This window comes from Nevskia soli DSM 19509 (assembly GCF_000711955.1).
In the GTDB taxonomy this organism is placed as follows: Bacteria; Pseudomonadota; Gammaproteobacteria; order Nevskiales; family Nevskiaceae; genus Nevskia; species Nevskia soli.
In genome coordinates, this window is record NZ_KL544000.1 from 148429 (window position 1) to 162718 (window position 14290).

Consider the following 14290-nt stretch of genomic DNA (forward strand, 5'->3'; position numbering starts at 1 on the left):
GGTGTTTGCGCCATTATCATTGGGCTGTTCAGCAGCTATATTCGGGCACTGGGAAGTGAGCCCATTGCAGGATCGGTGACATAGAACATGCAGATTTCCCGCAGCATCTACAGCATCGTGCAGATGGTGGACACGGCGGCCGAGCATGGCATGAGCGCGCGAGCCTGCCTGGCGGATTCGGGCCTCGCGCCGGAGCAGCTGCTGCAGCTGGAGCTGCAGGTCTCGCCGCAGCAGGAATTCACGGTGATCGCCAACATCATGCGCGGGTTGCCGCAGGTGCCGGCACTGGGCCTGCGCATGGCCGCCCGCTTCCATATGCCGGTGTATGGTGTTTTGACGTTCGCGATGTGCAGCTGCGCCACGGCCGGCGATGCCATCGATCTTGGCCTCAGCTACCACGAACTGAGCTTCACGCTGGTGGAAAAGCGCCAGGAGGTGATCGGCAACGACCTGGTCTTCACCTTCGACGACCGGCAGATCCCCGCGCCGCTGCGCCAGATCATCGTGGAACGGGACCTGTTTGCCCTGCCGAGGGTGATGGACGAGGTGTTGGGATGCCCGATGCCCAAGCGCAGGGCGCGCTTCGCCTACCCTCCGCCCGCGCATGCAAAGCGGTATGCCGAACTGCTGGGCTTCGAGCCTGAATTCAACGCCCCGGCGCATCAGATCGTCGTGGATGCCGCCTTCCGCAAGATGCCCATGCCCCAGGCCAACGCCGCCACACTGCAGCACTGCCAGGCGCAGCTGGAAGCGATCGTGGCGCGGCACAAGGTCTGGGGCGGCACGGCAGGCAAGGTGCGCCACATGCTGATGCGCCGTCCCGCGATGGGGGCGGACATGGAGGAGGTGGCGGCGGAGCTGCGCATGACCTCGCGCAACCTGCGCCGCGTGCTGGAGGCGGAGAACACATCCTTCCGGAGCCTGGCGGACGAAGTGCGCCAGACCGTCGCGGAGGAATTGCTGGGCCTGGGCAAATCCAGCGTGAGGGATGTGGCCACCCGGCTCGGCTATAGCGAGGTCTCCAGCTTCACCCATGCCTTCAAACGCTGGACCGGCCGGGCGCCGCGCGACTGGCGGTCCGGGCAACCGCAGCCGGCTGCGGCCGGCGAGACTCCAGGCTCCGCGTAAGGGCATCCCGCCGCACCGGCGTGAGGTCAGTGCGGCGGGGACCAACTCACTGCACTTCGTCGAAGCCGCGCGTCGGCGCGGTGGCCGCCGGGACCGCATTGCCGAAGTAGTCCACGCCGCCGTTGTTGACGATCACCACGCCGCTGGCCTTGGCCGGCGAGGTCGCCGCCAGCCCGTAGCCGCCCACCGCAGCCAGGCCCGCCGGCGCCACGGCGGCCGGCGCGATCATCTGCGGGTCCGCCACGATCTTGGCCGCGTCCGCCGGCTCGCCCGCGGTGTGGTTGCCGAAGATCAGGTTGTTGCTGATCACCGTGCCCGTGCCCTTGGGCTGCACCCAGGTGCCGGTGCCGAGGTTCACGATCACGTTGTTGCGGAAGTACCAGCTGTTATTGTTGTCGCCGCTCCAGCCTTCCTGGTAGGTCGGGTGCGCGTGCAGGCCCGGCGCGATGTAGACCGTGTTGTTGTAGATGTTGACGCCGGACATCAGACCGCTGGAGAGCGTGAACACGCCGTTGGCGGCGAAGGCGTCGTTGACGCTGAGGTTGTAGCGCACGATGCCGCCGGTGCCGGAGAAATTCCCGCCCATCAGCAGGAAGGCGCCGCCCTGGTTGTCGTGGCTGTAGTTGTACTGGACGGTCGTGTTGCTGGTCAGCAGGTCGATGTCGTAGGCCTCGCCGTCGACAACGTGGGTTTGCACGCCGGAGACCTCGTTGTACTGCATCACGCTGTTGGTGGTCTTGGCGACGAACATGCCGGCGGCGCCTGGCTCGGTGGAGCCGGAGACGGTGACCAGGCCGGCGGCGTCGATGACGTTGTGGTCGATCATGTTGTTGATCGAGCCGGTGAGGATGATGCCGTCGCTGTCGATGTTCTTGAGATGGTTGCCGGAGATGGTGACGTTCTTGCTGAGCGCGTCCTGGGAGACGGCGTAGAGGAAGCCGGTCGAGTAGTCGGTGAAGACGATGCCGGTTCGGCCGACGTTCTCGACGGTGTTGTTGAGGATCTGGATGCCTTCCCAGCTGCTGGCGCCATTGCTGAAGCCGTTCATGGCGTCGGCCAGCACGGCGATGCCGCCATTGGTCTGCGGGTTGGCGCCGGAGCAGACAAAGCAGCCGTTCACGTCGTGGACGTAGTTGTCGATGATGGTGATGCCGTGCTTGCCGGTGCCGCTGGTGTTGTTGACCAGGATGCCGCTGCGGTTCGCGCCGGGGGAAGTCACGGTGCCGACATTGTTCTTGCCGTTGTCGTTGACCACTTCCAGGCCGCTGATGGTCCAGTACGAGACGTTCAGCAGCATCACTGCCGCGCCGCCGGAGTTGCCGCCGGCCACATTGCGGCCGTCGACGTACGGCCGCGGGCCGTCGCCATAGGCGCCGATGGTGATCGGGTTGCCGCTCACGCCCGAACCCTTCGGGTTGAGCTGCTCGATCCACTGCTGGCCGGCGCGCAGCAGGATGCTGTCGCCTTGCGAGAAGGTGGTCGCGTTGACCTTGGCCAGCGTCTTCCACGGCGCGGCCTGGCTGGTGCCGGTGTTGCTGTCCGAGCCGTTGGTGGCGTCGACGTAGTACGTCGTGTTGGTGGCGAAGGCCGGCGCGGCGAACAGCACGCCAGCGCCTGCGAGGGCAACGACCGTCGCCCGCATCCCGAGATTCCTGCGCATGCAATACTCCTCCGTGATGGTCACGCCGGACGCAGCGGTGCCGTTGACCGTTGTGGGGTAAAAAAGGAAATGCAGAATTTTTCTCTTCCGTAGCTTGTTATCGGGCTCGCCTGGGCACGGCAGTGCGTACGGAGGCCGCGAGCCTTGTTGTTATCGTTCCCCCGAGATTTGCATTGTAATTGGGGGCAAGAGGCGATTCCGGACGATAATTGTGATTTCCGGACCGGCCGATGCGGTGAAGGACCGGCCAGGAAATCACGGTCCTCACGACCGCGACTCCGTGCAGGGAGGCGCGGTATCGGACTTGCGGAAGCGCTTCAAGAAGGCCCAGGACATTTCCGCGCCGCTGGGCGCCTTGGGGTCCGTGAATTTTCTCAGCTTGGGATCGGACGAGCCTCCCGGCCAGAAGTGCTGCATCTGCTCGATGCGCACCTGCTCGAGGATGCGGCAGCCATCCCCGTCCAGGTAGGTATCCACGTGATAGGGGTAGCCCCCGTCCGCCGGCGTCACATCGGTGGTTTGCGCAGGAGAAAGGGGAAACGGCGATGCCCCGTTCCCGGAAACCACCAGATTGTTCGTCATCAGCCATTGCCGGATCGCGTTCGCCCCGCTCGCCGGCGTGGCCGCCGGATCCTGCTCGCCCTGGAAGTCGATCAAGGGGACGACGCGGGCGTAGGACCCCATCGCCGCATGCGCCGCGAGCGCCAGCACCGCGGGCGGCGTCAAGTCCGGACCCAGCGGCTGGCCCACGCCGAGAAGACCGATGCCGTAAGCGCCGCCCTCCGCGATGCCGATGGCCGCGTACAGATCCGGATAGGTCGCGCCCATGATGCTGGTCTCCCAGCCGCCGGCCGACATGCCGACGATATAGACGCGCTCCGGGTCCACGTTCCACGTCGCCATGGCCTTGCGCGTCAGTTCCGCGATGGCCTGCGCGTCTCCGACGCCGCGAACCATCTCCACCGGATCGTAGAAATGCCAGGCCTGCACCAGGTGCGGACCGATGGCGCCGCTGGTCTCGTTGTCCGGATACATCATGATGAACCCTTCGCGCGCCGCCACCGGATCGAACAGGCTCGCGGCGCGCTGCTGCTCCGCCGTGGTATTGGCGCCGTGCAGCAGTACCACCAGGGGCGCCGGCGTATCGGAGCTTACGGAGGCGGGGATGTAGACCAGGCTGCGATAGTTGCCGAAGGCATTGGCGTAGCGGATTTCGGCATTCGTGTCCTGGCCGACAGGCTCCGACCCGGTGCAGCCGGCGAGAAGAAAAAACAGCCCGCACAAGACGAGCGCGGTACCGCGCCGATATTGGTTCATTCCGATGACAATCCCCCAGGCGGCCTGCGTCTTTAAGTGTTTTCGTCGCGCCCATCGGTCAGGCCTGCCGGCTGGATACTAAACAACAGGCGGCGGCGAGCGTGACGCATATTCCGGACGCTGATTTGGGATTTTCGGCAATTTCCGCCGGGCGGTGGCGGTTTTTTCCGCCCCGCTCGCCAAGTGGGGAGCCGCGACGCGAGGAAGGGGCTTGCCGGCAGGCGGCAATCCATCCCTCGTCGGCGGGTCCGGAAATCGCAACTGCGGTCCGGAATCCCGGCTTGCGCCGACGCACAATGCTGGCTTCCTGTTGCTGGCGCCAGAACAAATACAAGCGCCGCGCCGCCTTGCACAACCGGGGAGAATCGAGTGCACAAGAATGTTGTGCGGCTGCTGTTGCTGCTGTCGGCCGGTGCTTTTCTGATCGCATGCGGCCAAAGCAGCCCGGTTTCCGGCGGCGGCTCCAGGCTGATCCGGGTGCTGTCGAATCGGGCCGATCTGATCAGCGGCGGGGATGCGCTCATCGAGGTGGTGCTCTCCGGACACGCACCGTCGGAAGCCAGGGTGTCCTTGAACGGCACCGACGTCACCCAGCGCTTTTCCCTGGATCCGCAAAACAGGTTCGTGGGCCTGGTCCAGGGTATGCGCGTCGGCACCAATACGATCACGGCCACCGTCGGCGACGATAGCGGCGGAGCCACCATCGTGAATCACCCGAGCGGAGGACCGATATTCGCCGGCCCGCAGCTGCAGCCGTGGACGTGCCAGGCCGCGGCGGTGGATGCGCAGTGCAACCAGGCGCCGGTCTACCAGTACTTCTACCTCTCCTCGAACCCGCTCAAGGTCGGGCTGCAGCCGTACGACCCGGCGAACCCCGCCGCGGATGTGGCGCGGACTACAACCGACCAGGGCGCGACTTTGCCGTTCATCGTGCGCGAGGAGATCGGCTACCTGGACCGGGATCAGTACGCCATCGCCGTGCTCTACCAGCCGGGCCAGGACTGGAGCGCCGTCCAGCCGCAAAAGCAGTTCAACCACAAGCTGGTGATCATGCACGGCCACGCCTGCGGCGTGGCCTACCAGGCCGGCACCGCGCCCAGCGTGCTGAGCTATGCCCCGGCCAATGTGCTGGGCCTCGCTGGGATCAGCCTCAGCCTGCCGACGCAGATCATCCCGGACAGCGCGATCCATGCCTTGGGCAGGGGCTACGCCGTAATGTCCACGGCCCTGGACAATAGCGACCACAACTGCAACGTGGCCCTGCAAGCCGAGTCGCTGATGATGGCCAAGGAGCACCTGGTCGAGGCCTACGGCACCCTGCGCTACACCATCGGCACCGGCTGCTCCGGCGGATCACTCGCCCAGCAGCAGATCGCGAATGCCTACCCGGGGATCTACCAGGGCGTCGTCATCACCTGCTCGTTCCCCGACGCCTGGAGCACGGCGACGCAGTTCGCCGACTACCACCTGCTGCTGGGCTACTTCAACGACCGCTCGAAATGGGCGGCAGGGGTCTCCTGGCCGGAGCCGCAGCAGGCGGCGGTGATGGGACACATCTCGACCCTGAATGCCAACGTCAGCGAATCGGCTCAATTCCACGTCGCGGTACCGACCGATCATTGCTCGGGCATCAATGCGCAGGACCGTTACGACGCGAAGTCCAATCCGGGCGGGGTGCGCTGCACCATCACGGACGCGGCGATCAATCTGCTCGGCCCGCGTCCGCCGGAGCTGTGGACGGACAGCGAAAAGGTCGCCGGGCATGGGTTTGCCGGCTTCCCGGTCGACAACGTCGGCGTGCAATACGGTCTGTCCGCCCTGAAGTCGGGCAAGATCAGCGCGGCCCAGTTCGTGGACCTGAACCTCAAGATCGGCGGCCTCGATGTCGATACCAATGCCACCGCATCCAGGACCGCGGCGGTCGAGCCCGCGCTGGCCAATGCCTATCGCGCGGGCATGATCAACGAGACCACGAACTACGACCAGACCGCCATCATCGATTGCCGCGGCCCGGACCCCGGCCTGTTCCATGATGCGTATCGCGCCTTCGCCATCCGCGCCCGCCTGGACGCCGCGCACGGCTCGCATGCCAACCAGGTCATCTGGGAAGGGCCGTTCCTGATCGTCGGCGACACCGCCTGTAACGTCAACGGCCTCGACGCCATGGATCGCTGGCTGTCTGCGGTGGAGATCGATCTGGGCAACACCGCGATTGCGGCCAAGCTCGTCGCCGACAAGCCTGGGGACATCGGCGACGCGTGCTGGAGCGGCATTGGAGTCAAGCTGGGCGACAGCTTATGCGGCGAAGCGGTAGTGCCGATCCTGGCCACGCCGCGCATCGTCGCCGGCGACGCCATCACCACCGACACCAACAAATGCCAACTCAAGCCGCTTGACCGTGCCGGAGACTATGGCGCGGTGACGTTCACCGATGCGCAGTGGGCGCAGCTACAAGGGCTGTTCAAGGACGGCGTGTGCGATTTCAGCAAGCCCGGCGTCGACAAGCAGCCGACCATTGCCTGGCAGACCTACGAGGGCAACGGCGGCGCGGTCCTTTATGGCGGCACGCCGCTGCCAGTGGCACCGCCGAATTCAGGCGGCGGCCTGGCCGGCCCCGCTTTCGCGCCATTTCAATAAAGCCGGTCCGGCGCCGCTCATGGGGTCTGGCCCGCGTGGCGACAGTTTCCAAACCGACTGGTTGGTGGTGGCTATCGAGTCACTGCTGGACGGCAAGCGGACCGAGGTGCCTGCGACTGCCGGCGTGGAGGTCGATGACGCGACATTTATCGGCGCGCCGACGAAACGCCCCCCATGTCGCACCCGAGGTCAATACCCATGGCAGTGTCGGGCTTGGCCTCAGGCATGCTGAAGGTCGAGCAGGCAATCTCCGCGGAGACAAGCAGCAGCTCGCCGCCGTATTCGGCCGAGGCCAACCGTTTCGTTTTGGTACGATCATGGCGCCATCTCAGAGAACAATGTCTTTAGACATCACCCTTCGCCAATAGGGGATATTCATGCCCACTGATACAGGCGCACTGGAGTTATGGCAATTCCGCCTTTCCTTGTACCCGGAAAAGGCTCGCTGGGCGCTGGACTACAAGGGCATCCCGCATGTGCGTCGTTCGCTGTTACCGGGGCCACACATTCCGAAGCTGCTGCCGCGCTTCGGCCAGAAATGCATGCCGATCCTGACCCACGGCGATATCGTGGTGAAGGGATCGGCCGCAGTGATCGACCATCTCGAACGTGCCTTTCCGACACCGGCGCTGTATCCAGCCGATCCGGCGCTGCGCGCTCGCGCGCTAGAGCTGCAAACCTGGTTCGATGATGCCGGAATGCAAATCCGCCGCGCGTTCTTTCACGAGGTGCTGCCCGCGGGCGCTTACTTCGCCGACCTGTTTTCGACCGGCTATCCCGCGTCGGCTCGCACGCTGTACCGCGCAGGCTTTCCCGTTACGCGGCGGGTGATGAAGATGGACATGCGGATCACCAAACGCGGCGTCGAAGAGGGCCTGAGCCGCATGCTGGAAGCACTGGATCTAGTGATCAAGAACCTCGGGCCGCATGGCTATCTGGTCGGTGACCGTTTCAGCGTGGCCGATCTCACCGCTGCGGTCGTGCTGCACCCGGCGGCGCTGCCGGACCAATACCCACTCGCATATCCTCATCCGCGGCCACCGCAACTCGAGCAATGGCTGGCACGCTGGGCCAGGCATCCGGCCACCGATTGGGTGCGAGAGATGTACCAACGCCATCGCGGGCAATCGGCAGCTACCGAAGATTGCAACGGATGAGATTCCGGCGCTGGACGTTATAGGGTTCAACTTGCGGCCTTTAATAGGCCAGGCGCGCCGCCTGATTGATCGCTCACAGTCTTGGGCAACCATCGTGGAGCTATCGGCCAGCCCTTTCTGGTGCAACCTGCGAATTCATCCCCGGCATGGACATGGAGGGAAATAGCGCCAGCCTGCCGATCAGCGACGTCGGCTTCGGGCCTGCGAACCGGACATGCCTCAAAACCCAGAAGCTGACATCCCTCTCACGGATCTGGCAGCTGCGTGGAACCGGGATACAAGGCAGGCGGGTTGTAGTCGATCCATTGGTCCCTGCCCTGGCCGGGGACCGGCACTTCCGCACGGCTGGCTTGCGCCAGCGTGCCCAGCGTCGTTTAGACGGCAGCGCCGGCGCTGGCGGACCCAGGTCCGGCGGAGAACTGCTGCCGCAGCCGGCCAGAAGCACCATTCCGGCAAGGATGGCGCCGACCCGCCAGTCGGCGTCCATCACTCGGGGCTTCTTTGATTCCGCTGCGGCCATGGGTCCGAACAAGTGCCCGCATTCCGCGGGCATCCCCGTTTCGTCCAGTTTTCTCAGTAATTCACGGCTTCGTAAAACCCGCGGGTCGGTGATGCTGTCGGTGATACGGGCCGGCCGAAATAGTCCCGGCCGCCATTGCCGGAAATCACCGCTCCGCTCGCCGCCGCCGGCGACCCGCTCGACACCCGATAGCCCGACACCGATGCGATGCCGTAGGGCGCAGTCGCGGCCGCAGCGATGAACTGCGGATCGGTGACGAGCTTGTGCGCATCGCCGGGCTCGCCTGAAGGGTGGTTGCCGTAATACAGGTTGTTGGAGAAGGCGACGTTCCATCCCGCCGGATTGGTGTAGTTGCCGGTGCCGAAGTTGGCAATGACGTTGTTGTCGAAATTCCAGATATTGAAATTCACATAGGAAGCGTTGCAGCTGTTGCAAAGGATCGGGTTGGAGGGCAATCCCGCGGCAATGTAGATCGTGTTGTTGTAGATGTTGACGGTGCCAAGGGGCCCATATTCCGAGGTGATGACACCTTTAACGCCGCTATAGCCGTCGTTGACGCTGAGGTTATAGCGCACCGTGAGGTTGGTTCCGCTCACGAAGTTTTGGCCCTCCATCAGCAAGAAGCCGCCTTGATTGTCGTGGCTATAGTTGTACTGGATGATGGTGTTGGAGGCGAAAAGGTCGTTGTCGAAGGCCTGTCCATCGACTCCTCCCGCGCTCAGGACACCATAAACCTCGTTGTACTGCATGGTGACGCCGCTCGTCTTCTCGGCCCAGATGCCGCCTGAGGTTGCTTCGCCCCCAGCCACTGTCTTCAAGCCGGCCTTGCCGACGATGTTGTGGTCGATCAGGCCGTTCTGCACCCCCGACAGGGTGATGCCATCGCCGTCGACGCTGTACACCCCATTACCCTGGATCGTGACGCTGTTGCTCATCGCGGCCGGAACGATGGCGAAGTAGCTCAGTCCGACCGAGTTGTCCCAGAAGACGATGCCTTCGCGCCCGGCGCTGCTGACCGTGTTGTTGAGGATCTGCACGTTGTTGTAGCTTTCGTATCCTGCAGCCACTGCGCTGGCCCAGGGAACGTTCGACACATCGGCCGCAATCACAATCCCGCCGTTGACATGCCCGTCGATGCCGCTGGAGCTGCAGACGAAACAGCCGTTGACGTCGTGCACGTAATTGTTCCGGATGGTGATGCCGGATAGCACCCCACCGCTTTCGTTGTCGACGAAAATGCCGCTGCGGTTGATGCCGGTGCCGCTGCCGAGGGCGTTGATGGTGCCGACGTTGTCCACGCCGGAGTCATTGACGACCTCAAGGCCATCGATGGTCCAGCCGCCCTGGTTGAACAGGTAGACCGCGGCGCCGCTGCTCAGCGAACTGCCGTCGATGATCGGCTTGGCGCCGCCGCCGTAGTTCGAAATGACGATGGGTGATGCGACCGTGCCGGATCCCAGCGGATGCAGCTGGCCGGCCCAGCTCTGCCCGGTCTTGAACAGGATCGAATCGCCGGCGCTGAACGTCGTCGCATTCACCTTCGCCAGCGTTTGCCAGGCCGTAGTTGTGCTCGTTCCCGCCGCGCTGTCGGAACCCGCCGCCGCATCGACGTAATACGTTGCGGCCAAGGCAAGGCCCGGCGCCCCCATGACCATCACGGCCGCGATGGCCGCCGCGCAGCGCCGCAGCGCCCGTGCGCGCAGGCGTCGATCCGGCAACCGCGCTTCATTGGACTTCCCAAGCATGGCATTCCTCCTGATGTCGTTGTGGATGCGGCGAGCGCCGAATTCCCGGGCTTGCTCAGGCGCCCAATAATGAACTCGGCAGTCCATGAAAGCATTCGATTAATGAACTGTCAAGTACATTAATATAGTTGGCATGATGCTGACCTTGAAGTCACTGCCCAAAGGGCGCCATAACCTCAGCCGCGCGCAGGTAGAGGCCTCGCAGCGCACCCGCCTGCTGAAGGCTGCGGTTGAGCTGGGGACCGAGCGGGGCTTCGCGCCGCTGACCTTGACGGACATCGTCCGACGCGCAGGCGTCGCGCGCTCGACCTTCTACGAATACTTCGCGGACAAGGAACAGTGCTTCCTGGAGGCGTTCGATTACGCGGCAAGCCGGGTGCTCGAACGCGTGCTTGCGCTCGAGCCGCCTCCCGCTGGCACCTCTCCGGTCCACGCGTACATCGCCAAATTGCTGGAGCTCTGCGTGCAGGAGCCGGGCCTGGTGCGGCTGGTCGCCGCGGACGCCGAAGCGCTCGGCCCGGCGGCCGCGGAGCGCCAGCGCGCGGTGCGGGACCGGATCGCGGACGGGCTAGTCAGGCTCCGTGACTTCCTGCGCCGCGACGAACCCAAATTCGCGCCGATAAGCCACATCCGCGCGCTCGCCATCGTCGGCGCCATCACCGAAGTGCTCCGGCACACCTTCTACGCATCCGGAATTGACGCGCTTCCCAAGCTGCAGGCGGAACTCGCCGCGGTCGTACTCGCTCTGCTCGAGGCCCCGCCAGCCTGATCCATCTCACTCATGCGAAAAGCTCGATTAGAGGCGGAGCGTGTATAGGCCGCTTCGGTTGCGGTCGACGAAGGCGCCACGAACAGCGGATCGGTGATGATCTTGTGGGCATCAGCGGGCTCGCCCGACGGGTGGTTGCCGAACAGCGGGTTGTTTGAGAAGGCGACGTACGGTCCCGCCGGATCGGTGTCGTTGCCGGTGCCGAAATTCGCGATGATGTTGTTAACGAAATTCCAGACATTGGCATTCACGGCATATGGCCAACAACCATCGCAAAGGATCGGGTTGGCGACAAGCACGGCAAGACCATCGGGCAGGTTGTCTTGCGTTGGGTGATCCAACGCGGCGTGGTCGCTCTCGCCAAGTCGGTTCGAAAGGAACGCATGATTGAAAACCTGGCGATCTTCGACTTTGAGCTGGCTAACGATGACATAGCCGGAATATCCAAGCTGGAAACTGGCACGAGCAGCTTCTTCGCGTCGGGACCCGGCCATCGTCAAGTGGATGAGCGAACGTAAGCTCGATATTTGAGCGGCGGCCGCTCGACAAGCTTGCACCTGAGATTTCTGAGAGGGGGCGAATCGGCCGCGGTCTACCCGTACACGTCCGCTTTTTTTCAACCGCCGCGTCGACATTTCCGCTTGCGCAACAAAGCTGCCGTCAACTACAGGCAGGTATGTGCCAGGAACTGCCTGTCGCTCCCCGAATCGCGTTGCCCAATAGCGGACGTTCGAGACGCATCTGGAAATTCAGAGGGCGCTCATCAAGGACATCATGACTGTCCGCCCGAACGCTGAACTAAGCTTGGATAGTCGTGAGACTTTGATGTCGCAGAATCATATTGCGCCAAGAATGCCTCAAGTGAGTTAGCCTGCCTCCATAGCCCCGCTATGTATTCGAACTCCTGGCGAAATGGTTCTCTGAAATCTGGAATATCAGTGGCGTATTCGCAGTTTCGCATCAGCATCATTAGCCACTTTGGCATCCCCAATTTATAGAAGAGCCTCGTAAATATCCGCTCTAGAGCAAGAGCTTGAGCGTGGATGGAATCGGCTCGATGCCTGTCGTGCAGAACAACAATATATTTGCCGGCTACCACTTCGTCCGAGGGCGGCTCTGCCCCCAAATATCTCCGAAGAATTGTTTCCGCTAGCTCTTTGCGTTCAGCCTCGCGCACGCTCGCAGCAAGCAGAACTATCTCAAGATCATCCTTTTCTTCGTCCGCGCTAAGCCTCGCTAAAGCCCATTCTGTGCACTGGGAGTAGTCGGTTACGCCGATGGCCGCCTGAAAATATACGGCCTGGAGATCTTCAATTGCCTTCATTCGCCTAGGCTACCCGAAAGCTGACAGTCACGACCGGCCGCTATGGGCCGCCTGCTGCCGATTCTAACTCTTCGTCGGGATGTCCCAAACGCCCTTTGCAAGAAGGTGCCCATACCCAGCCTCGACCCATTGTGTCATCGGCACTTTGTAGAGCCCGTCCCGCATGAAGAAGTATTTAAATGCTTGTTTGCACTGTGGGCAGGAAAAGGCCGGCGCGTTGGTGTCCGAGTGGTTTACCGTCGTCCCGTGATGGCCTAAGTCGGATAGGTTGTCATACAGCGTTTCGCACTCATAACAAAACACCATTAGCCGACCGCATGCGGGGCAGCCGAGAGGGTATAGATCCTCGTCCCCACAGCAGCGAAAGTGCGCGAATTCGAGGTCGAGTTCCTCCACTACCCGGTCCATATATAGCCCCCTCCGACAAAGCTGAACAAGCTGCCTCAGAGCGGCCAGTCGTGGAGGGCCGCTTCGGGCCGACAGCTGCCTTACCACCATTTCAAGTTCTCTGGGATGTCCCCGCCAGGCGGACCCTTGGTCCGCCACCGCCAAGCTTCCTCAATCGTTAGCTTGCGTATGCCACTTCTGAATAAATCTGTAACTCGCGGGCTACTTCCGTCAACTAGGGAAATTCCCCACACATGATCGCTTTCGGCACCGATGCAAAGGCATGGGTGATAAAAAGCATCTTCGTAAATGTCTCCGGGTTTGATTTCCATCAGTAGATTAACGTAGCAGGTACGAAGCGTGCCGCTCAGCCTACCCGAAAGCGGTCAGTCACGAACGACCGGTATGAGATTCCCCCAGTTTCCCGGACACCGGGTTAAGCGCTTCGCAGTTTCTCATAGGTCGCCGGGCTGATATAGCCAAGCGTCGAATGCCGACGTTGCGGGTTATAGAATCGCTCGATGTAGTCAAAGACGTCCGCCCGGGCTTCATCTCGCCAGCGGTAGTGCTTGTGAGAGGTGCGTTCGGTCTTGAGCGACGAGAAGAAGCTCTCCATCGCCGCGTTGTCCCAGACGTTTCCAGATCGGCTCATGCTGCACTGAATGCCGTTATCCGTCAGCAACCGCTGAAACTGCTCGCTGGTGTACTGGCTGCCCTGGTCCGAGTGATGAAGGAGTGCTGCGTCCGTGGGCCGTCGCCGCCAGATCGCCATCACCATGGCATCCGCCACGAGGTCTGCCGTCATGCGCTTGTGCATGGACCAGCCGACGATCATTCTTGAAAACAGATCCAGGACGACAGCGACGTAGAGCCAGCCCTCGCTTGTCCAGATGTAGGTGAAGTCTGCCACCCACTTCTGATTCGGCGCCCCGGCTTCAAAGTGACGATCAAGCACATTTGGCGCAATAACCGACCGGTGTCCGCTGTCGAAAGGCAATCGCTTGTGCCGTCGTCGCGCCACCAAGCCTGCCTGGCGCATAAGCCGAGCGGCGCGATTCTCGCTGCAGCGCACATTCCAGTCTCGCAGATCTCGCCACACGCGCGGACTGCCATAGGTACGGCCACTGGCTTCAAAGCTCTCGCGGATGTGTGCGAGAACGATTCGATTGGCGTGTGCCCGGTTGCTTTCAGGTCGAGCCATCCATTCGTAGAACCCGCTGGCGGAAACACCCAGGGCCTGAGCCATCCATCGTACCGGCCAGATGCTGCGGTGCTTCGCCATGAAGGCGTACTTCACTGAGGTTCCTTGGCGAAGTAGCCGAGCGCTTTTTTTAGGATGTCGCGCTCCGCAGTGACCTTTGTTAACTCACGCTTCAACCGTGCCAGCTCCGCCTCGGCCGGCCGCATTTTGCCTTGGCCTGGAAATGCTTCGCCCTTGTCCTCTTCGACCTGCTGGCACCAGAGTTTCAACACCGTATTGCTGATCCCCAGATCCCTGGCCACGCGAGCCTTAGGAATCCCGCTTTCCACTAGGCGGACCGCCTCCAGCTTGAACTCCCTTGTGTACCGTCGCCGCTTCTCCATAAAACACCTCCTTCAATGCCATAGTAGCGAATGAAGGTGTCTGGGAAACTAGGGGAATCTCA

General features: G+C 62.7%; 9 protein-coding genes and 1 pseudogene. 5 read left to right on the forward strand and 5 right to left on the reverse strand.

Features of this window, described 5'->3' with window-relative positions:
* Nucleotides 1-87: 87 nt before the first annotated feature.
* Nucleotides 88-1128, forward strand: a complete 1041-nt coding sequence (locus BP26_RS0126230; RefSeq protein WP_051749567.1) for an AraC family transcriptional regulator — start codon at nucleotides 88-90, stop codon at nucleotides 1126-1128.
* A 46-nt stretch (nucleotides 1129-1174) separates the two neighbouring features.
* Here the strand turns inward: BP26_RS0126230 and BP26_RS0126235 are convergent, their stop codons facing one another.
* Both BP26_RS0126235 and BP26_RS0126240 read right to left on the reverse strand, forming a co-directional pair.
* Nucleotides 1175-2788: a right-handed parallel beta-helix repeat-containing protein gene (locus BP26_RS0126235; protein ID WP_084183470.1), complete on the reverse strand. Its 1614-nt coding sequence runs from the start codon at nucleotides 2786-2788 to the stop codon at nucleotides 1175-1177.
* A 264-nt stretch (nucleotides 2789-3052) separates the two neighbouring features.
* Nucleotides 3053-4105, reverse strand: a complete 1053-nt coding sequence (locus BP26_RS0126240) for an extracellular catalytic domain type 1 short-chain-length polyhydroxyalkanoate depolymerase (protein WP_051749568.1) — start codon at nucleotides 4103-4105, stop codon at nucleotides 3053-3055.
* Between the two features lie 369 nt (nucleotides 4106-4474).
* Here BP26_RS0126240 and BP26_RS0126245 point away from each other — a divergent pair, with 369 nt between their 5' ends.
* Together BP26_RS0126245 and BP26_RS0126255 are read left to right on the forward strand one after the other, a co-directional pair.
* Nucleotides 4475-6742 carry a DUF6351 family protein gene (locus BP26_RS0126245; protein WP_051749569.1) on the forward strand — a complete coding sequence of 756 codons (2268 nt, stop codon included), beginning with the start codon at nucleotides 4475-4477 and terminating at the stop codon, nucleotides 6740-6742.
* A gap of 377 nt (nucleotides 6743-7119) precedes the next feature.
* Complete coding sequence (locus BP26_RS0126255) at nucleotides 7120-7899, forward strand: glutathione S-transferase family protein (RefSeq protein WP_084183471.1); 780 nt, start codon at nucleotides 7120-7122, stop codon at nucleotides 7897-7899.
* A 573-nt stretch (nucleotides 7900-8472) separates the two neighbouring features.
* Here the strand turns inward: BP26_RS0126255 and BP26_RS0126260 are convergent.
* Nucleotides 8473-10251: a right-handed parallel beta-helix repeat-containing protein gene (locus tag BP26_RS0126260; protein ID WP_084183472.1), complete on the reverse strand. Its 1779-nt coding sequence runs from the start codon at nucleotides 10249-10251 to the stop codon at nucleotides 8473-8475.
* Between the two features lie 46 nt (nucleotides 10252-10297).
* On the opposite strand from BP26_RS0126260, the gene BP26_RS28150 reads away from it, so the two are divergent.
* Nucleotides 10298-10933 carry a TetR/AcrR family transcriptional regulator gene (locus BP26_RS28150; protein ID WP_051749570.1) on the forward strand — a complete coding sequence of 212 codons (636 nt, stop codon included), beginning with the start codon at nucleotides 10298-10300 and terminating at the stop codon, nucleotides 10931-10933.
* Nucleotides 10934-11217: 284 nt separating this feature from the next.
* Nucleotides 11218-11464: pseudogene (locus BP26_RS31220) on the forward strand (aldo/keto reductase); the annotation flags it as partial.
* Nucleotides 11465-11705: 241 nt separating this feature from the next.
* Here BP26_RS31220 and BP26_RS0126275 read toward each other — a convergent pair.
* Complete coding sequence (locus BP26_RS0126275; RefSeq protein ID WP_029923518.1) at nucleotides 11706-12257, reverse strand: hypothetical protein; 552 nt, start codon at nucleotides 12255-12257, stop codon at nucleotides 11706-11708.
* Nucleotides 12258-13080: 823 nt separating this feature from the next.
* A protein-coding gene (locus tag BP26_RS0126285) for an IS3 family transposase (RefSeq protein ID WP_436233362.1) occupies nucleotides 13081-14228 on the reverse strand; the annotation gives its coding sequence in 2 pieces (ribosomal slippage) (nucleotides 13081-13961 and nucleotides 13961-14228; 1149 coding nt in all).
* Nucleotides 14229-14290: the final 62 nt, after the last annotated feature.